This window comes from Arthrobacter sunyaminii (genome assembly GCF_018866305.1).
GTDB lineage: Bacteria > Actinomycetota > Actinomycetes > Actinomycetales > Micrococcaceae > Arthrobacter_B > Arthrobacter_B sunyaminii.
In genome coordinates this window covers 456015-476182 of record NZ_CP076456.1, presented here as the reverse complement: position 1 = coordinate 476182, position 20168 = coordinate 456015, and the positions used below count along the sequence as shown (strand labels likewise).

At 63.6% G+C, this 20168-nt stretch carries 13 protein-coding genes; 2 read left to right on the top strand and 11 right to left on the bottom strand.

The genetic code is table 11. The features are described from left to right. Positions 1-6: 6 nt before the first annotated feature. From glgB to KG104_RS02195, 3 genes are read right to left on the bottom strand one after another with little or no spacing between them, the layout of a single operon-like run. Positions 7-3780, bottom strand: a complete 3774-nt coding sequence (glgB, locus tag KG104_RS02205; protein WP_207348460.1) for a 1,4-alpha-glucan branching protein GlgB — start codon at positions 3778-3780, stop codon at positions 7-9. Further along, complete coding sequence (gene treS, locus KG104_RS02200) at positions 3777-5546, bottom strand: maltose alpha-D-glucosyltransferase (RefSeq protein ID WP_104055924.1); 1770 nt, start codon at positions 5544-5546, stop codon at positions 3777-3779. Before treS ends, glgB begins: the two co-directional genes overlap by 4 nt. Further along, the gene (locus tag KG104_RS02195) at positions 5546-7579 is read right to left on the bottom strand and encodes an alpha-1,4-glucan--maltose-1-phosphate maltosyltransferase (protein WP_104055972.1); all 2034 of its coding nucleotides are present in this window, start codon (positions 7577-7579) and stop codon (positions 5546-5548) included. The genes treS and KG104_RS02195 overlap by 1 nt, the downstream gene beginning before the upstream one ends. A 209-nt stretch (positions 7580-7788) precedes the next feature. On the opposite strand from KG104_RS02195, the gene glgP reads away from it, so the two are divergent. Then, positions 7789-10413, top strand: a complete 2625-nt coding sequence (gene glgP, locus KG104_RS02190) for an alpha-glucan family phosphorylase (protein WP_207348459.1) — start codon at positions 7789-7791, stop codon at positions 10411-10413. Positions 10414-10464: 51 nt separating this feature from the next. Here glgP and glgX read toward each other — a convergent pair whose 3' ends face one another. The 6 genes from glgX to KG104_RS02160 form a co-directional block, all read right to left on the bottom strand. Next, a complete protein-coding gene (gene glgX / locus KG104_RS02185) occupies positions 10465-12576 on the bottom strand; it encodes a glycogen debranching protein GlgX (protein ID WP_207348458.1) in 2112 nt (703 codons plus the stop codon). Between the two features lie 28 nt (positions 12577-12604). Next, positions 12605-13606, bottom strand: coding sequence for a 23S rRNA (guanosine(2251)-2'-O)-methyltransferase RlmB (rlmB, locus tag KG104_RS02180; RefSeq protein ID WP_104104888.1), 1002 nt, complete (start codon positions 13604-13606; stop codon positions 12605-12607). 124 nt (positions 13607-13730) lie between these two features. Then, positions 13731-15185 carry a cysteine--tRNA ligase gene (cysS, locus tag KG104_RS02175; RefSeq protein ID WP_207348457.1) on the bottom strand — a complete coding sequence of 485 codons (1455 nt, stop codon included), beginning with the start codon at positions 15183-15185 and terminating at the stop codon, positions 13731-13733. Between the two features lie 38 nt (positions 15186-15223). Continuing rightward, entirely contained in the window at positions 15224-15736 is a 513-nt protein-coding gene (gene ispF / locus KG104_RS02170) for a 2-C-methyl-D-erythritol 2,4-cyclodiphosphate synthase (RefSeq protein WP_104161952.1), read from the bottom strand. A 2-nt stretch (positions 15737-15738) separates the two neighbouring features. Then, on the bottom strand, positions 15739-16503 hold the full coding sequence (gene ispD, locus KG104_RS02165; RefSeq protein ID WP_207348456.1) for a 2-C-methyl-D-erythritol 4-phosphate cytidylyltransferase: 765 nt from the start codon (positions 16501-16503) through the stop codon (positions 15739-15741). Between the two features lie 149 nt (positions 16504-16652). Then, complete coding sequence (locus tag KG104_RS02160; protein WP_104055910.1) at positions 16653-17135, bottom strand: CarD family transcriptional regulator; 483 nt, start codon at positions 17133-17135, stop codon at positions 16653-16655. 267 nt (positions 17136-17402) lie between these two features. Here KG104_RS02160 and KG104_RS02155 point away from each other — a divergent pair, with 267 nt between their 5' ends. After that, positions 17403-17996: a hypothetical protein gene (locus KG104_RS02155; protein WP_207348455.1), complete on the top strand. Its 594-nt coding sequence runs from the start codon at positions 17403-17405 to the stop codon at positions 17994-17996. A 145-nt stretch (positions 17997-18141) separates the two neighbouring features. Here KG104_RS02155 and KG104_RS02150 read toward each other — a convergent pair whose 3' ends face one another. Beyond that, positions 18142-18822 carry a response regulator transcription factor gene (locus tag KG104_RS02150; protein WP_104055906.1) on the bottom strand — a complete coding sequence of 227 codons (681 nt, stop codon included), beginning with the start codon at positions 18820-18822 and terminating at the stop codon, positions 18142-18144. Continuing rightward, entirely contained in the window at positions 18819-20051 is a 1233-nt protein-coding gene (locus KG104_RS02145; protein WP_207348454.1) for a sensor histidine kinase, read from the bottom strand. The genes KG104_RS02150 and KG104_RS02145 overlap by 4 nt, the downstream gene beginning before the upstream one ends. Positions 20052-20168: the final 117 nt, after the last annotated feature.

Sequence of the window (20168 nt, the reverse complement as noted above, 5' to 3'; positions counted from 1 at the left end):
CCCGGCCTAGACGTCCTTGGGCAACAGGTACAGCACACCCAACGGCGGTACAGTCAGCGTCGCCGAGGCAGGCTGTCCGTTGCAGGCTCCCTCTTCAGCGGTGACAACGCCCAGGTTGCCCACACCGGATCCACCGAACTCGGCCGCATCCGTATTCAATGCCTCCACCCATTCGCCGGCCCACGGCAGGCCGAGCCTGAAGTTCTCATGCGGGGCGCCGGCAAAGTTGGCGATGCACACCAGGGGGTTGCCCTGATGGTCGTACCGGATAAAGGACAGTGCGTTGCGGGCGCCGTCGTTCTCGTTGATCCACTGGAATCCGGCCGGCTCGTTGTCGCGGTCGAAAAGAGCCGGTGTATTCCGGTAGATCTCGTTGAGCTGGCGGACCAGCAGCTGCACGCCCTTATGCTGCGGGGTGTCGGTGAGGAACCAGTCCAGACCGTACTGTTCCGACCATTCCGCTTCCTGGGCGAATTCCGTGCCCATGAAGATGAGCTGCTTACCCGGGTGTGCCCACTGGAACGCCAGATAGGCCCGAACGTTGGCCAACTGCTGCCAGCGGTCGCCGGGCATCTTCCGCAGCAGTGAACCCTTGCCGTGCACAACTTCGTCATGGCTGATCGGCAACAGGAAGTTCTCCGTATAGGCGTACACCAGGGAGAACGTCAGCTTGGCATGGTGGTACATCCGGTTGATGGGGTCCTCGGACATGTACTCCAAGGTGTCGTGCATCCACCCCATGTTCCATTTCAGGCCAAATCCCAGGCCTCCGCTGCTGGTGGGCTGGGTAACGCCCGGGAACGCGGTGGACTCTTCCGCAATCATCACGATGCCGGGGACACGGCGGTACGCGGTGGCGTTGACTTCCTGCAGGAAGGAGATCGCCTCGAGATTCTCCCGGCCGCCAAAGGCGTTGGGACGCCACTGGTCGGCGGGCCGGGAGTAATCCAGGTACAGCATGGAGGCCACGGCATCCACTCGCAGGCCGTCGATGTGGAACTCTTCAAGCCAGTAGATCGCGTTGGCGACGAGGAAGTTGCGGACCTCCCGGCGGCCGTAATCGAAAATGAGCGTGCCCCAGTCGGGCTGTTCGCCGCGGAGCGGATCTCCGTGTTCGTACAGCGTCTGCCCGTCAAATTTGGCCAGCGCCCATTCGTCCTTGGGGAAGTGTCCCGGCACCCAGTCCAGGATGACGCCGATGCCCGCCTGATGCAGCTTGTCCACCAGGTAACGGAAGTCGTCCGGATGCCCGAAGCGCGCAGTGGGAGCGAAGTAGGAGGTGATCTGGTAACCCCACGAGCCGCCGAACGGATGCTCAGCGACTGGCATGAACTCCACGTGGGTGAACCCCTGCCACTTCACGTATTCCGCCAACTGGTCCGCCATCTGGCGGTAGTCCAGGCCGAGGCGCCACGATCCGAGATGCACTTCGTAGACGCTCATGGGTGCATTGTGCGGGTCCCGTGCCGCCCGGGCTTCCATCCACTCCGCATCCTGGAACACGTAGGTGGACTCCACCACCCGGGAACCGGTCAACGGCGGAACCTCCGTGGCCTGGGCCAGGGGGTCGGCTTTGTCACGCCAGATTCCGTCGCTGCCGAGGATTTCATACTTGTAACGCGCGCCGGGTTCCACGTCGGGGATGAACAATTCCCAGACTCCGGAGCCGCCCAGGGAGCGCATGGCGTGAATCCTGCCGTCCCAGGCGTTGAAATCGCCCTTGACGCGCACCGCCTGTGCGTTGGGTGCCCAAACGGCGAAGCTGACGCCGTCGATATCACCGAGAACAGATTTGTAATGGTGCAGGTTCGCTCCAAGCACCGTCCACAGCTTCTCGTGCCGGCCTTCGCCGATGAGATGCAGATCAATCTCCCCCAGCGACGGCAGGAACCGGTACGGGTCATCAAAGCGCTGCGCGCCAAGACCCTCGTAGGTCACTTCGAGCCGGTAATCGGGAACCTGGCCCGGACGATCAGCAGGAAGTGTGCCAACCCAAATGCCGTTGTACTCGTGCTGAAGCTCAACACGCGCGCCGGCAGTCACAGCGACTACCTGCTGGGCAAGGGGACGCAGGGTGCGGATCGTCACGAGGCCCTGGTCATCCACGTGGGCGCCCAGCACTGCGTGCGGCTGGTGATACCGGCCCTCGGACACGGCCTGCAGCACATCCGTGGAAACCGGCAGCGGGTTGCGGTGCGCGGGCACCACGGCAGCTTCGCCGGCGGCCGGTACGACGACGTCGTCCGCTTTCGCGGGCAGCGCGGATTCCGAAGGACGGTTCCCCTTAGGAGCGGAGGGTGGAGTCTTAGTCACTGAATTCTCTTCCTGGCTGCTCGTTCCGTGGACCTGCCTGCGTGCCTGTTCCAGAATCTGCCGAACGGCAGCGACCGGCACGCGGACCCAGTCGGGGCGGTTGCGTATTTCGTAGACAACTTCGTAAAGGGCCTTGTCCAGCCACAGGGCAAGGTACAGCGGATCGCTGCGGTTGATCTGTGTGCCTGTTTCCTTCTCATAGCCGCGGAGAAAAGCTTCGGACGCCGTAGCGGCCCAGCGTGCGGCTTCCAAGCCGCGGCGCTGCTGATCCTTGGAACCGGCAGCGTCACCTTTTCCGGGGCCTTCGACGAGCGCCACGCCGGCGGCGTAGTCAATGGACCGGAGCATGCCCACCACGTCGCGCAGCGGCACATCCGGAACGCTGCGCTCAGCGGCCGGCCGCAGCGGCTCTCCTTCAAAGTCCAGCACCATCCAGCCATGGGTGCCTGATTTCAGCACCTGGCCCAAGTGGTAATCAGAGTGGATTCGCTGGAGGTTGGGCAGCTTTTCGAGGTTGCTGATCTGCCGGAGCAGGTACTCCAGCGGTTCGTCGTACTCCCCCACATAGCTCCGGGCTTCTTTCCAGGCCCAGCGGATCCGGTTTTCAAGAGACTCGAGGAAATCGGAGCGTTCCGCCGCGCTGGGAGGCTGGCTGCCGAAAGCCTGTGCCAGCTGCTGGTGGATGCGCCCGGTGACTGCCCCCAGCTCTTCAGCCTCGGCGGTGAAATCGGAATTCGCCAGGGCGGCAGCCGAAGCGGGGCGCCAGGCATCTTCGCTGTTGGGGATGAACTCGCGCAGGACACTGAGGTCCCCGGCGACCCAGGCGCCGTCGTCGGCCAGCGGATCCCGCCAGCTCCCCGTCACCCAGCCAAAAGTTGTCGGCACGTCGGCGGAACCCATGGCAGTGAGCTTGGCGCTGACCTGTACATCGGGGCTTTCTCCGGCAGCGAGGACCCGATAGAACTTGATAATCAGCTGGTTGGGCCGGGCGGGCACCACCACGGAAGTGTTGGATTGCTCGCCCTTCATCAGCTTGGCATCCACCACGCTGTCAAAGGGCGGCCACTCGGCAAATCCGGCCAACGCGATGCCGTGGGTGTGGCCGTCCACCGAGGACGACTGCGAACGCATCAGTTCCAGCCACGCCGTAACGAATACCGGATCAGCAGTACCGTCATAGAGCCAGCGCTCTCCCAGCTCGGCATGCTGGGCACGTCCCAGCAGCGAATCGGCCAATTCGGGCACCGGGGTGCTGTGGTAGCTGACGGGGACGTTGATGACGTCCGTTCGATGACCCGAGCTCACGGCGATGAGATGGACTTCCAGTTCCACAGCCCCCGCCGGGTCTTCCAAGCGGATGCCGCCCACCCTGTCCAGGGAAATTTCGCGGCCCTTCGCGGGGAACCAGCGCTGCTGCGGCAGCCAGGCGGTCAGGAGTTCAGGCAGCGACGGAGTCAACTGGCTCATTTCTTCACGGCCTCCGAAATGGGAATGAGGGGAATCGCTTCGGTCAGGGGCGAGGAAGTGTTTGATTTCGGAGAGCGCAGGCGCAGCCAGTAGAAATCGTGGCTGCCCAGGGTCAGGGTGACGGAACCGTCCGCCCCGAAGGCCGGGAACGGGGTACCGCCAAAGGCGTCACGCAACCCGCGCCCGGCAAACTCGGGCAGGCTCACCGTGGCCGAAACCGGGTGCTGGGAGAGGTTGAAAATGCAGAACATGACTTCTCCCACCTCGCCTTCGGGATTATCCGCCGGCAGTTCGCGCAGGAACGCCAGGACGGACTCCGCCTCGGTGGGCACATTCCGGTAGGAACCGAGCCCGAACGCGGGGTGGGTCCTGCGGACCATGATCATCTGGCGGATCCAGTGCAGGAGCGAGCTGGAACTCGCCAGCTGGGCTTCCACGTTCACGTGGTTGTAGTGGTAGACCAACGACTGCACCACGGGCAGGTACAGCTTTCCGGGATCGGCGGTGGAGAAGCCGGCGTTGCGGTCCGGGTTCCACTGCATGGGGGTTCGCGAGGCGTCCCGGTCCTCAAGCCAGATGTTGTCGCCCATCCCGATTTCGTCGCCGTAGTAGAGGAACGGGCTGCCGGGAAGCGAAAGCAGCAGCGCATGGATCAGTTCCACTTCCGAACGGGAGTTGTCCAGAAGCGGCGAGAGCCGCCGGCGGATACCGACGTTGGCCCGCATGCGTGAATCCGGTGCGTACCAGCCGAGCATTGCCTGGCGCTCCTCGTTGGTGACCATTTCCAAGGTGAGCTCATCATGGTTGCGCAGGAAGGTTCCCCATTGGGCACCCGCCGGAATGTCCGGGGTTTCCTCCATCGTCTGCACAATGGGCGCAGCCTTCTGGTCGCGCAGCGCGTAGAAGAGGCGGGGCATGATCGGGAAGTGGAACGCCATGTGGCATTCGGGCCCGGTTTCGTCGCCGAAGTACTCCACGACCTCATGCGGCATCTGGTTGGCCTCCGCCACGATGACGCGTCCGGGGTAGTTTTCATCCACCATGGTGCGCAGGTCCTTGAGGAAGCGGTGCGTCGCCGGAAGATTCTCGCAGTTGGTGCCGTCCTCCTCAAACAGGTAAGGAATGGCATCGGCGCGGAACCCGTCAATGCCCTGGTCGAGCCAGAACCGGACGACGTCGAAGATCGCCTCAACCACCTTGGGATTCTCGAAGTTGAGATCCGGCTGGTGGCTGAAGAAACGGTGCCAGTAGAACTGCCGCCGCACGGGGTCAAAGGCCCAGTTGGACTCTTCGGTGTCCACGAAGATGATGCGTGCGTCTTCATACTTCTGGTCCGTGTCGGACCAGACATAGAAGTCGCCGTAAGGGCCGTCCGGATCGCTGCGGGATTCTTCGAACCACGGATGCTTGTCCGAGGTGTGGTTCAGCGGAAGGTCAATGATCACGCGCACGCCGCGGGCGTGGGCTTCAGCCACCAGCCGCTTGAAGTCGCTGATGGTTCCGAATTCGTCCAGGACATCGTAGTAATCAGAGATGTCGTATCCGCCGTCCCGAAGAGGGGATTTAAAGAACGGGGGAAGCCAGAGGCAGTCAACGCCGAGCCACTGCAGATAGTCGAGTTTGTCGATCAGGCCGGTGAAGTCGCCGGACCCGTCCCCGTTGGCATCCGCGAAGCCGCGCACGAGCACTTCATAGAAAACTGCTTTGCGGTACCAGTGCGGGTCATTCGTGAGACCTGGGGCGTGCAGCTGAAACGGGTTGGGCACTAGGAGTTCCTCCGAACTGACAGGATGTGTGCAGGTTCAAAATGGGCGTCCAGCCGGACATAGTTGTGAGCTCCCCAGCGCCAGCTCTGGCCGCTGAGAAGATCATCCACCCAGAAGGTTCCGTCGTCGTTGAAGTCCTTCGGATCAAGGTGCAGTGCCCCCAGGTCCAGCGACACGCCACATTCCCGGGCGCTGTGCGGATCCGTGTTCACCACGATAATCAGGGTGTCCCTGCTGGCGGGGTCCCCGGGGCGGACCTCCTTGTGCTTGGAGTACACCACGATTGACTCGTCCGTGCTGGAATGCACCGTCAGGTTCTGCAGATCCCCCAGCGCCGGATGTGTGTGCCGGATTTCGTTCAACCGGGTGATGTACGGGGCCAGGCTCCTGCCCTCCGCCTCCGCCGCAGCGAAGTCACGCTCCTTGTACTCGAACTTTTCGTTGTCGATGTACTCTTCGGCACCGGGACGGGCCACATGCTCAAACAACTCGTAGCCGGCGTAAACGCCCCAGAGCGGACTGGCTGTGGAGGCCAGAACGGCCCGGATCTTAAAGGCCGCCGGTCCACCGTACTGCAGGAACTCGGTCAGGATATCCGGAGTGTTTACGAAGAAGTTCGGCCGGAAGAATGCCGCAGTCTCAGACGAGACCTCGGTGAAGTACTCCTCCAGTTCCTTGCGGGTGTTCCGCCAGGTGAAGTACGTGTAGGACTGCTGGAATCCGGCCATGCCCAAGGCATGCATCATGGGCGGGCGGGTGAATGCCTCGGCCAGGAAGATGACCTCCGGGTGCTTTTCATTGACCGTCTTTATCAGCCATTCCCAGAACCTCAGGGGCTTGGTGTGCGGATTGTCCACGCGGAAAATCTTGACGCCGTGGCCAATCCACATCAGCACGATCCGCAGGATCTCCTCCGACAAGCCGGTGAAGTCGTTGTCGAAGTTCAGGGGATAGATGTCCTGGTACTTCTTCGGCGGGTTTTCGGCGTAAGCGATTGTGCCGTCCACGCGTGTGGTGAACCATTCCGGATGGCTGGTCACCCAGGGATGGTCCGGGGACGCCTGCAGGGCAAGGTCGATAGCCACTTCCAGACCCAGTTCACGGGCCGTGTCCACGAACGCGTCGAAGTCCTCGAAGGTACCGAGATCCGGATGAATGGCGTCATGGCCGCCCTCAGCGGAACCGATGGCCCAGGGGGAGCCGGGGTCTCCGGGGCCGGCGACAAGCGTGTTGTTGGGCCCCTTCCGGTGGGTCACGCCAATTGGATGCACCGGCGGAAGGTAGATCACGTCAAAGCCCATATCCGCTACCCGCTGCAGACTGCGCGCGGCACTGCGGAAGGTCCCGGAAGTCCACTCCCGGGTTGCGGGATCCAGTTTTGCGCCCTCGGAGCGCGGAAAGAACTCGTACCAGGCACCGCGGCCGGCAAGCTCACGCTCAACGTGGAGGGGGAAACGGGGGCTGCTGGTCACCAGGTCGCGGATCGGTTCCCGGTCGAGGACCGCAAGAACAGCATCGGAAGCGGCTGCCGCCAGGCGGTCCTCCACGGGCAGACCGGTGTCGGCGAGCGCTGCCGCCGCAGCCTCAAAAATCCGTGCGCTGTCACCGGTGCGCTCCTGCGCGGCATCCCGGAACAGGGCAGCCCCTTCCGCGAGCATCAAGTCTGTGTCCACGCCGGCATTGATCTTCACTTCAGCGTTGTGGTGCCAGGTGGAGTACAGGTCAGCCCAGCCCTCGACGGCGAAGCTCCAGGAGCCGGTACCTTCAGGCCGGAGCAAACCGCCCCACCGGTCCAGGCCGATGCCCACCGGGTGCATCCGCACCCGCTGTATCTCGGTGCCTTCAGGGTCATACAGCACTGCGCTGACGCCCACGAGGTCATGGCCTTCACGGAAGACCGTGGCCCCGATGACGAGGTCCTCACCCGGTATGGCTTTGGCCGGAATGCGGCCGCATTCAACCACCGGGGTCACGTTGATGATGGGAATCCGGCCGAACCGGAGTTCCTCAGCGGGCAGGTCATTGGATGGCATCGCACTGGAACTGGTCACAGACTAGACGTTAGCGACATTCCGGGCAGAATGCTAAGCCAACGTACTTTCTGGGGTTTTGCCGCAGGTGGCGGCGGGTATTGGCGAGTTTTTCGCGCAGCACCGACACAGAGACTTAATTGGCAGAAATCTAACAGATTCCAAGCACTACCCATGCCATTCGGGGTTCGTTTTGCGCTAGCGTAACCCGGGTGAAGGCAATTCGAAGGTTTACCGTCCGAACCGTCCTCCCCGACAGCATTGCTCCCCTGAGTAAGCTGGCCTCAAACCTGAGGTGGTCCTGGCATGAGCCCACCACCCGGCTCTTCGCCGACCTTGACCCGGCGGCTTGGAAGGCCAGCGGGCATGACCCGGTCAAGTTCCTCGGGTCAGTGAGCCGCGGCAGCCTCGAACGGCTGGCACAGGACGCTGGACTCGTTCAGCGTATCCAGGATCTCGGTGCCGATCTGGATGCCTACCTGACCGCCCCGCGCTGGTATCAAACACTGGGTGAAGACGCACCGCGTGCCGTGGCTTATTTCTCCCCCGAGTACGGCATCAGTGCCGTCCTGCCCCAGTACTCCGGCGGCCTGGGCATCCTTGCAGGCGACCACCTCAAGTCGGCCTCGGATCTGGGTGTCCCCCTGATAGCGGTCGGCCTGCTCTATCAGGCCGGGTACTTTAAGCAGGCGCTGTCCCGCGACGGCTGGCAGCTGGAAACTTACCCCGTGTTGGATCCCAACGGCCTGCCGCTGACACTGCTGCGCGAAGAAGACGGCACCCCCGCCCGGGTCAACCTCCCGCTGCCCAATAACCGCCGGCTTTCCGCGCAGATTTGGCGTGCCGACGTCGGACGCGTTCCGCTGCTGCTGCTGGACTCGGACGTTACCGGCAACGACGACGCCGCCCGCGGCATTACGGACCGGCTCTACGGCGGCGGCGGAGACCACCGCCTGCAACAGGAACTTTTGCTGGGCATGGGCGGAGTCAAGGCGCTGCGGGTTTACGAGCGCCTGTCCGGCACGGCGGCCCCTGAGGTGTTCCATACCAACGAAGGCCATGCCGGGTTCCTGGGCGTTGAACGCATCCGCGAACTGATGGACAACGGCATGGGCTGGGAAGAAGCCCTGACCGCAACCCGTGCCAACACTGTCTTCACCACTCATACTCCCGTCCCTGCGGGCATTGACCGCTTTGACCAGTCCCAGATCCGGCATTTCTTCAGCGCCGGGCTGGCGCAGTCGGTCCCGACGGACAAGGTCCTCGCCCTGGGTGCTGAAAGCTACGACGGCGGTGATCCCGGCAAGTTCAACATGGCAGTAATGGGTCTTCGCCTGGCCCAGCGTGCCAACGGCGTAGCCAAGCTGCACGGAAAGGTGTCCCGGGAAATGTTCTCGGGCCTGTGGCCCGGGTTCGATATCTCCGAAGTGCCCATCACCTCGGTGACCAACGGCGTGCACGTGCCCTCCTGGGTTGATCCGGAACTCACCAAACTGGCCCGCGAGAAGTTCGGTGTCGCCACGGTTCACGACCGCGACTGGAGCCGGGCCTACGAGATCAGCGACAGAGATCTGTGGGACCTTCGGCGCCGACTGCGTTCCAACCTGATCGATGACGTGCGCCGCCGGGTGCGTGCCGCCTGGCGCAAGCGCGGTGCCACTGATGCCGAGCTTGCCTGGACCGACAACGTGTTGGACCCGGACATCCTTACCATCGGGTTCGCCCGGCGGGTCCCCACTTACAAGCGTCTGACCCTTATGCTCCGGGATCCCGCCCGGCTGAAAGCCCTGCTGCTGCATCCCACCCATCCGCTTCAGGTGGTGGTTGCCGGCAAATCGCATCCCGCCGATGAGCAGGGCAAGCGCATGATCCAGGATCTCGTCCGGTTTACCGATGATCCGGAGGTCCGGCACCGCATTGTGTTCCTCCCCAACTACGACATCGCCATGGCACGAACGCTGTTTCCCGGCTGCGACGTGTGGCTGAACAACCCGCTGCGGCCGCTGGAGGCATCCGGCACCTCGGGCATGAAGTCTGCGATCAACGGAGGACTGAACCTCTCGATCCTGGACGGCTGGTGGGACGAGATGTTCGACGGCGGCAACGGCTGGGCCATTCCCTCCGCCAACCCGACCCAGGGAGCGCGCACGAGGGAGGTTTACGGACCGGACCAGCGCGATGATTTGGAAGCGGCAGCACTGTATGACCTGCTGGAAAACGCCGTGACGCCCATGTTCTACGGAAAGGAACCGCCCGCGGAGGCTGGTTCCGCCGGCCCTTCGGATGCACCGACAGGCTCCCTGCCAAGCGAATGGCTGGAAATGGTCAAGCACACGCTGGCCGATCTGGGTCCGGCGGTGTCGGCGAACCGCATGCTGCGCGACTACGTAAACCAGCTCTACCGCCCCGCCGGACAGTCCGGGCGTGCTGCTTCCGCCAACGGGTACGCAGCAGCGAAGGAACTGGCGGAATGGATCACCCGAATCCGCGACGGCTGGTCCGCTGTCTCGGTGGAACATGTGGATTCCATCGGCATCACCGATGACCCGCAAATCGGTGACCAGCTGAAAGTGCAGGCCTACGTATCACTGGGCTCCCTGCGTCCGGAGGACGTTAGCGTGGAAGTGGCGTACGGCAAGGCCCTGGAAAATGACCAGCTGGCGGACCCGCGGACCGAGGAGCTGGTTCAGGCAGAGGACCTCGGCTCTGGCCGCCACATGTTCTCCGGCACGATCGGCATTGAGCAGGCCGGCCCCTTCGGGTACACCGTGAGGGTGCTTCCGGTGCACGCAGGGCTGGCTTCCAAAGCGGAACTGGGGCTGGTGGCCAACGCCTAGACGAGCCCGGACCGGCAGCTGGGAGAGACCCAGATGCCGGCCCGAGCTCGTCTAGGCCCGGTACAGGCTCACTGAGTTGGCCGGCAGGATGTCCTTCTCCCCTCCGCGCAGCCGCAAGCCGGTGCGCTCCTGCGCATCGGCGGCGGTGCTCAGCAGCAGTTCATAGGAGTGGTTTTCGTCGCGGGCTGCACCTGATCCCTCCAGGGCCTGAGCCTCGGGCAGGGTGAATCCGGTATCCTCCAGCGAGCCGTTCAGGACCATGAGGCCCTTCAGCATCCCGTTCCGGGAGCTCACCAGCAGTTGGACCACCCGGGAGCTTGGATCCTCCCACCTGTCCAGCGCCATGGGCTGGCCGAAAACATCGAACCACAGCAACGATGCTTCGTTGGCGTCCGCCGGGAAACGGTACGGCTGCGAGGCGAGGAACTCATGGCGCAGGCGCAGCAATGTGCGCGTGGTTGCCAGCATCCGGCGGCCGCCCTCGTCCAGGTTCCAGTCCAGCCACGTGAGGGGGCTGTCCTGGCAGTACGAGTTGTTGTTGCCCTGCTGCGTGCGCCCAAGTTCATCGCCGGCCGTGATCATGGGAATTCCCAGGGACATCAGCAGGGTCGCCATGATATTCCGGGCGCTCTGCGCCCTTCGGGCCAGGACATCCCCGTCCGGGGTGGGGCCTTCGACACCGTGGTTGTAACTGCGGTTCTCACTGCTGCCGTCCCGGTTGTCTTCACCGTTGGCCTCGTTGTGCTTGAGCTCGTAGGACGTGAGGTCCGCCAGGGTGAAACCGTCATGGGCAGTAACCATGTTGATTGAAGACAGCGCGGTGCGTCCGGAGCCGGCGAACACCTCTGCCGACCCTGCGAGCGAACCGGCGATCCGTGCCACCGAGCTTCCCATGCCGCCGGCGTCCAGCGCGGCTTGATCCCGGAGCCAAAAGTCCCTGGTGGTGTCACGGAACCGGTCATTCCATTCGGCCCAGCCGGGCGGAAAGTTTCCCGTCTGCCACCCGTCGGGCCCAATGTCCCAGGGCTCGGCGATGAGCTTGATCCCCTGGAGCACGGGATCAGCCGCGACTGCCACCAGGAACGGATGCCGGCGGTCAAAACGGCCGTCTTCATCGCGGCAGAGCGCAGGGGCAAGGTCAAAGCGGAACCCGTCCACCTGATAGTCCTGGACCCAGTGGCGCAGCGAGTCCAGGGCCATTTGGATCACCCGCGGTTGACTGAAATCCAAGGTGTTGCCGCAGCCGGTGGTATCCAGATAGCGGCCTTCGCCGTCGTGCCGGTAATACTGTTTGTCGCCCAGGCCCCGCCAGCTCAGCGCCGGCTGGTCCTTGGTGCCTTCGGCGGTGTGGTTGTAGACAACATCCAGGATGATCTCAAGGCCTGCCTCGTGCAGGGATTTGATCATGGTTTTGACCTCGTCCTGCACAGCCTTGGGCCCTGCCGCCTGCGCTGCCTTGGTGGCGTAGGCGGTGTGCGGGGCGAAGAAGCCAAGGGTGTTGTAGCCCCAGTAGTTGGTCAGGTTGAGCTCACGCAGATGGGCTTCGTCGGTGTGAAAGTGCACCGGCAGCAGCTCCACCGCGGTGATGCCAAGCTCTTTGAAGTGATTGACCATCACGGGATGCCCCATGCCGGCGTAGGTGCCGCGCAGCTCCTCGGGGATGTCCGGATGGAGCATCGTCTGTCCCCGGACGTGGGCCTCGTAGATGACGGTGTCGCGCCACGGGATATGAGGCTGGCGTGCGCCGCCCCAGTCAAAGGACGGATCCACATGGACGGAGAAGAACAGGGGGACGCCGTCCGGATGCGGAACTTCGTCAATTCCGCGGCCGTAGGGGTCCAGCAGGAGCTGGAAGCTGCCGGGCCTGCCCGGCAGCTCCTTTCCCGCAGGCCAGAATCCGTAACGGCTGCCGTAGGACAGACCGCTCACGCGGCCGTGGTGGATTCCCGCAACGGATTCACCCAGGGGCGCCGAGGACCAGTCTCCCGGCGCCCTTTCAAAATGGATCTCGACGCCGGTGAGACCGGGTGCGTAAACAGAGACATTGGCGGTTCCCGGCACCTCATCAACACCGGGAACGGAATTCCTTACGCCAAGGGGAAAGGGCCGTGAAACCCGCCGCGCGGCGGCTTGGCCCTGCTTAATGCTGGTCAAGTCTGCCATGCTGCCTCCGGGATGACTCCGCCTTGGATCAGGCGGAACGCTGCCGTGAAATCTCGTACAAACTGATGCCTACCGCCATGGAGGCGTTGAGCGACTCCATGGCCGAATCAATGGGGATGGACACAATCTGGTCGCAGTTTTCGCGGACCAGGCGGGACAGTCCCTTGCCCTCGGAACCAACGACAATGCAGACCGGGTCCTTGGCCAGGACGATGTCCGGCAGTGACACGTCGCCGTCGCCATCCAGGCCGAGGACAAAGATGCCCATTTTCTTGAAGGTCTTCAGGGTGTTGTTCAGGTTGCCTGCGCGGGCCACCGGAACGCGGACGGCTGCACCGGCGCTGGTCTTCCATGCGGACGCAGTCATGCCCACCGCGCGGCGTTCCGGAACAACAACGCCGTGGGCGCTGAAGGCGGACGCGGAGCGGATGATGGCACCCAGGTTACGAGGATCGGTAATGCCGTCCAGCGCCACAAACAACGGTGCGTTGCGGATGTGGCCCTTCTTCCAGGCCTCGATGGTTTCTGCTGCCAAATCCGTGGGGTCAGCGTATTCATACGGCGGGATCTGCAGCACGAGGCCCTGGTGCACGGCCTCGTTCGTCATGCGGTCCAGCTCGGGCTTGTGTGTTTCCATCACGGGCAGGCCGCGGTCGGCCGCCATCTTGAGGGATTCACGCACGCGGTCATCCATGTCGATCCGCACAGCGACGTGCAGCGCCTTGGCGGGAATGCCTGCGCGCAGGGCCTCCACCACTGAGTTGCGGCCGGTGACGACTTCTTCAGCCACCTTGCCGCGGACGTTGGTGCCGCTACGGCCGCCGGCGGCACGGTTGTCGCGGGAATCCCCGCGCTTGGCTGCCGAACGCTCGGAGAGCTGCTTGTTCTTAAACGCCTTGTGGTAGGGGCGGTCTTCGGCTTTGGGCGTGGGTCCCTTGCCCTCAAGAGCCTTGCGGCCCAATCCACCGGTGCCCCCGCTGGGGCCCTTTTTGGCTTTACGCATTGCGCCGGGACGTCCGTTGTTGGCCATCGATTACACCTTAAACCTAGAAGAAAGCATTACTTCTAGTTTACGCAGGCTCACGGCCCTGCGTGTTCCACGCCCCGCAGTGTACTCCGAAAGCAAACATTCCAGGCTCACCCTCTGGACGGAATCAGCCCTGGGCCATACTCCAGCTGGCGCCGTCTGCGGTGTCTTCCACGGTGATGCCCGCGGCTGCGAGCGACTCCCGAATGGCGTCGGCGCGGGCCCAGTCCTTGGCGGCGCGGGCGGCCCGCCGCTCTTCCAGCTGCGATTGGACCAGTGCGTCCAGGGCCCGGTGTTCGGCGCCCGTGCCTGTTTGCGGCTGCCGGACGTCATCCAGGCCGAGAACACCCGTCATGGTCAGCACCGCGTGCAGCGCCTCACGGACGGCGTCGGTATTGCCCTCGGCCAGGGCGGTGTTTCCGGCACGGACGGTATCGTGCAGCGCTGCCAGCGCCTGCGGAACGTTGAGGTCGTCATCCATGGCTTCGGCGAAGGCCGCCGGCATGGCATCAGTGTTCAGGACAAAGGCATAGTTTCCGGCGCCGTAGACCTTGGCGTGCGCCTTGGCGATAAACCCGTCGATCCGCTCCACGGCGGCTGCTGCCTCCTGCAGAGAGGTGGGCCGGTAGTCCAGCACCGACCGGTAATGTGCCTGGCCCAGGTAATACCGCACTACCCGGGGTGTTGCTTCGGCCAGCATGTCCGCCGGGCTCACCGTGTTGCCGATGGACTTGGACATTTTTTCGCCCTCGAAGGTGACCATGCCGTTGTGCATCCAGAAGTTAGCGAAACCGTCGCCGGCTGCCTGCGACTGGGCCATCTCGTTCTCATGGTGCGGGAAGCGCAGGTCCAGTCCGCCGCCGTGAATATCGAACTGCGGGCCAAGGTACTTGGTGACCATGGCCGAGCATTCCAGATGCCAGCCGGGCCGGCCCTTCCCCCAGGGGCTGTCCCAGGCAGCCGTCTGGGGCTCGCCCTCCTTGGAGCCTTTCCACAGTGCGAAGTCGCGCGGATCGCGCTTGCCGCGGGGGCCGGCGTCGGGCGCTGCCTGCATGTCGTCAATATTCTGCCGGGTCAGCGACCCGTACTTGTTCCAGGACCGGACGTCGAAGTAGACGTCGCCGGAATCATCCAGCGCCGGATAGGCGTGGCCGGCGTCGATCAACCGTGCAATCAGCGCATGCATTTCCGGGATATGGCCGGTGGCGCGGGGTTCGTAGGTGGGCCGCTGGACGCCGAGGGTGTCATAAGCCTTGGCGAATTCCTGTTCGAAGCGGTAGGCCAGCGCCCACCAGGGTTCGTTGGGAACGACGTCGGCGGAGGGTTCGGCACCCATGGATTCGGCGGATTTGGCCAGGATCTTGTCATCAATGTCCGTCACGTTGCGGACCGTGGTGACCCGGTAGCCGCGGAACTGCAGCCAACGGGTGAGCTGGTCAAAGGCAATGGCGGAGCGGATATGCCCCACGTGCGGCCGGCCCTGCACAGTGGCGCCGCAGTAGTACAGGCTGACCTCGCCCTCCTTCAAGGGAACAAAGTCACGGACCTGCGCGGAAGCGGTGTCATAGAATCTCAAGCTCACCGCTCTAGGCTATCGCGCCGTGGCGCCTCCGCGGCGATCTAGATGTCGCGCAGGGACTCATGCACCAATACGACGACGGCGGTTGCCACGGCTGCGATGCCCTCGCCGCGTCCCGTGAACCCGAGAGCATCGGTGGTGGTCGCGGAAACGCTCACCGGTGCGCCGGCTGCACCGGAGAGCACTGCTTCAGCCTCTGCGCGGCGCGGGGAGAATTTGGGCCGGTTACCGATCAGCTGCACCGCCACGTTTCCGATCTCAAACCCGGCGCTGCGGACAATCCGGGCGGCCTCGCCCAGCAGCGTCAGCCCCGAGGCACCCGCATATTCAGGCCGGTCCGTACCGAAGTGGGTACCCAGGTCTCCGAGACCGGCGGCGGAAAACAGGGCGTCCGCCGCCGCATGGGCCACCGGATCGCCGTCGGAATGGCCTGCAAGTCCACGCTCGCCGTCCCAGAGCAGTCCTGCCACCCATAGGGGACGCGGGGCGTCGACGGGAGCGAACGCATGGACGTCCACACCGATGCCGGTGCGGGGAAGGTTCACTGCGGGCATGGTCAGTCCTCCAGACGATTCTGTTCCTGAGCCAGGACTGCTTCGGCCAGAAGCAGGTCCAGCGGCGTAGTGATCTTGAGGGATGTTTGAGAGCCTTCGACAACGTAAACCACTGCTCCGAGGGATTCAACGAGCATGGCGTCGTCGGTGACTGCTGCGGCCTGTGCGGCGTCGAAGCTTTCAGCTGCCGAATGCGCGCTGCACAGCAGCGCGGCGTCAAAACCCTGGGGCGTCTGCACAGCTCTAAGCGCGGAACGGTCGGGGGTGCCCGTCACAGTCCGTGAGGCGATGCCTGCCTGCCCGGGTGCTGTCGGCGCGGTTGACTTGATGGTATCGGTGACGGGAACGGCAGGGATGACCGCCTCCGCGCCCGCGGCCAAGGCTGCCGCGACCCGGTGGAACACCTCAGGCGGAGTGAGTGGCCTGGCTGCGTCATGGACCAGGACCGAGTCGATGTCCGCGGGAAGGGCCCGCAGGGCAGCCCGGACAGAGTGGGCACGGGTTTCCCCGCCGTCAACGACGGCGAGCGGCACGCTCATCCCGGCTTCAGCGCAGAGGGAACGCAAAACCGTGTCCCCTGATGGAACTGCCACGCTGACCGCGGCGGCAACCCCGGATGCTTCCACACCCCGCAGTGCCCGGGTCAACAGTGCGACGCCGGACAGCGGCACCTGGGCTTTGGGGATCCCGTAGCCCAGCCTTTGGCCGGAACCGCCCGCCACCAAAATGACACCGATGCGTTGACGGGATGAAGTGGTTGTTGGCACCCCTTCAGCCTAGTGCCCCTCGGCCGGGCAGCGTATTCGGGCGCCACGTCCGGGATCGGGCATGAAAGACGCACTTTAACGACAAAATGCCGGTCCCAAAGGACCGGCAGCGTGCCGTAGGTGCTGCGTTCTATCTTGGATGCTGCTGCTTAGCTTGCCAGGACCTTGTCCAGAACAACTGCGGCCTGATCCTCGTCCGTCTTTTCGGCCAGCGCAAGTTCTGAAATCAGAATCTGGCGGGCTTTTGCGAGCATGCGCTTTTCCCCGGCGGAGAGCCCACGGTCGTGGTCGCGGCGCCACAGGTCACGAACGACCTCTGCCACCTTCACCACGTCACCGGAAGCCAACTTCTCCAGGTTCGCCTTGTAGCGGCGCGACCAGTTGGTGGGTTCTTCAGTGAGCTCGGCTCGCAGCACGTCAAAAACATGCTCCAAACCTTCTTTGCCCACTACGTCCCGAACCCCAACGAGGTCGACGTTCTCAGCCGGTACTTCTATGGTCAGATCACCCTGTGCCACCTTAAGCTTGAGATACATTTTCTCTTCGCCCTTGATGGTCCGCATCTTGATCTCTTCGATCTTCGCGGCACCGTGGTGAGGGTAAACAACTGTTTCGCCAACCTCAAAAACCATGTGGACTTTCCCCTTTCCCAACCTCTAGTTTACCATGTGTGCGATACGCCGAGTAGAGTTTTCGCAGGTCAGGTAGTCGATCGTCATCAGGCTGAGTATTATTCGGACCCTATTTCCCATTCCCACCTGCGGCGATACGTCTTCCCGGGCCCAGCTTTACGTCCCCCGCAACGGGCCAAAATCCAACATTTTGAGGGTTTGCCGATAGGCTAGGCACAAAAGAAACGCCGCCGGTCGAGAGACCGCAATACCCCAGGAGTTTGTGCTGTGAGATTCACACCCAAGAACCGGGCGCAGCGAGCAGCTGCCGCCGGTGTAATTGCGCTGGCCGTACTGGGAGTCTCCAGCTGCAGCGCCGTGAACGAGCAGGCAACGGTGCGCGAGTACTCCCCGTCTGACGGAATCGTCGAAAACGTCGGAGACGTGGAGCTGCGCAACATCCTGATGGTCAGCAACGGCGACGGCGAAGAGGGCCGCCTCCTGGGCACAGTAGTGAACGCCTCCTCCGAGGACGTTGAATTCTCGCTGGCCACCGGCGGCACCACCCTTACCTGGAACATTGAAGCCGGAGACAAAGTGGTCTTCGAAGACGCAGCTGCCGCCGAGGTGACTGTGCCGAACGTGGATGTGAAGCCGGGAACCGGACTGCGCGGCGACGCGAGCAACGGCACCGAGACCGTCGAAGTGAATATCCCGGTTGTTGACGGAACCCTGGCTGACTACCGCGAGTACCTGCCGACGCCGTCGGCTGTGCCCTCGGACGTTGCCACCATGGTTCCCTCCGACGAGGCCGGCGCTGAGCAGGACACAGGCGTTGACACCGGAGTTGCTGAAACGCCTGCGCCGGTGCAGTCCAACTAGTTCATCAGCTTGTGCCGGCGCAATGCCGGCAGGGATAAGGGATCATGGCCACCGGGCCTGGTCCCTTTTTCCGTGTGCGACGCTTTCTGTGTGAGACGGATTTTCCGTGTCGGGCAGGCCACGGCTTCCGGGACCCGTGAGCCGGTCAGGCTTCGAACTTGTAGCCCAGCCCGCGCACCGTCACCAGGTGGCGCGGCAGCGACGGATCCGGTTCAATCTTCCCGCGCAGCCTCTTGACGTGCACGTCAAGTGTTTTGGTGTCACCTACGTAGTCCGCGCCCCACACCCGTTCAATCAGCTGGCCGCGGGTCAGAACGCGGCCGGAATTGCGAAGAAGCAACTCGAGCAGCTCAAACTCCTTGAGCGGCAGCGGCACGTTCTCTCCGTTGACGCTGACCACGTGGCGGTCCAGATCCATGCGCACGGGTCCTGCCTCAACGGACGGTCCGGACAGTTCCCCGCTGTCGCTTCGGCGGCGCAGCACTGCCCTGACACGGGCCAGCAGTTCGCGGGAGCTGTAGGGCTTGGTGACGTAGTCGTCAGCCCCCAGTTCCAGGCCCACGACTTTGTCGATCTCTCCGTCCAGCGCTGTCAGCATGATGATGGGGACGTCGGATCGCTGGCGGAGTTGCCGGCAGACTTCAGTGCCGGATTGGCCCGGAAGCATCAAGTCCAGCAGCACGAGGTCCGCGCCGCGCCGGTCGAATTCCGTTACGGCATCATTACCGTTGTCCACGACCTGGACCTCGAAACCTTCCCGTTCCAGAAGATAGGACAGCGGGTCGCTGAAGGACTCTTCGTCTTCAACCATCAGGATCCTGCTCAAGCACTGACTCCTTGTTCGCGCGTTCCTCCGCCGGCCGGCGGGGTTGCCTTCCGTGCACGGGCGCCGGCGGCGTCCGATTGCTGCTGCTTCTCCGCAGACGGCTCAGCGGACTCCATCTCCGGCAGCCGGACCGTGAAGGTGGAACCCTGCCCCGGCTGGGACCAGAGGTTTACCTCTCCGCCGTGGTTGGAGACGACGTGCTTGACGATGCTCAAACCCAGGCCCGTGCCGCCGGTGTGCCGTGACCGGGCACTGTCGATGCGGTAAAAACGCTCAAAAATCCGTTCCTGGTCCTCGGGGTTGATCCCCGGCCCCTGGTCGGTAACCGAAACCTGCGCCATACCGTCGCGGGACCGCAGGCCGATACCCACCCGGCTCCCCTCCGGCGAATATCGGATGGCGTTGTCGATCAGGTTACGGAAGGCCGTGGTCAGCATCTTCGCGTCGCCATAGACAGCGCCGTCAACGGAGCCGCCGACGACGACGGTTGTCTTGCGGTTCTCGGCCGGCAGCCGGTTGGCTTCCACCGCCTCGGCAACGAGCTGGTTCAGGTCCACCTCACGGGCCCGGTCCACCATGTCGGTGCTTTGCAGGCGTGAGAGTTCGATGATGTCCTGGACCAGCGACGTGAGCCTCGCGGATTCCTTGCTCATTCTGGCCGCAAAGCGCCGCACTGCTTCTTCGTCACCTGCGGCGTCATCCAAAGCTTCGGAAAGGAGCGAGATTGCTCCCACGGGGGTCTTCAACTCATGGGATACGTTGGCGACAAAGTCATTGCGCACCTCTTCGGTGCGGGCGATTTCGGTGTGGTCGTCCGCGAGGATGAGGATGTACTCCTCCCCCACGGTTGCCACTCGAACCTGCAGGATGGTGCTGCCCTGGCCCAACGGTCCACGCTGCAGCTCCAGCTGCCGTTCCTCAATGACTCCGTCACGCCGGACCCGGGAGGTCATAGCCAGCAGTTCGGGAGGCACGAGGGTGTGCCCCCGGACCAGTCCCAAAGCGTAGGCGCCCGGACTGGCCCGCACCACGCCGTCGACCGCGTCCACCACGATGTAAGCCCGGCCAATGGCGGCCAGCACTTCCGCTGCTCCGTTGGGGATGGCCGGGTCATCGTTTGCGGCAAGCTCTTGGCGCTGGCGCCGGCTGGACACATACGCAAGCACACCGGAAACGCCCACAGCCAGGCCGAGGACCCCGGCAATCAGGCCCAGCAATACAGGATTCACTCTCCTAGCTTAGGCTGACCGCGGAAATGCGGGAGGCTTCTCCGGTGGCATAAGCTGATCCGTTAAACTAACGTTCATCAAAAGAAGCCCAACCGTTAACCGCTAACTGAAATCCTG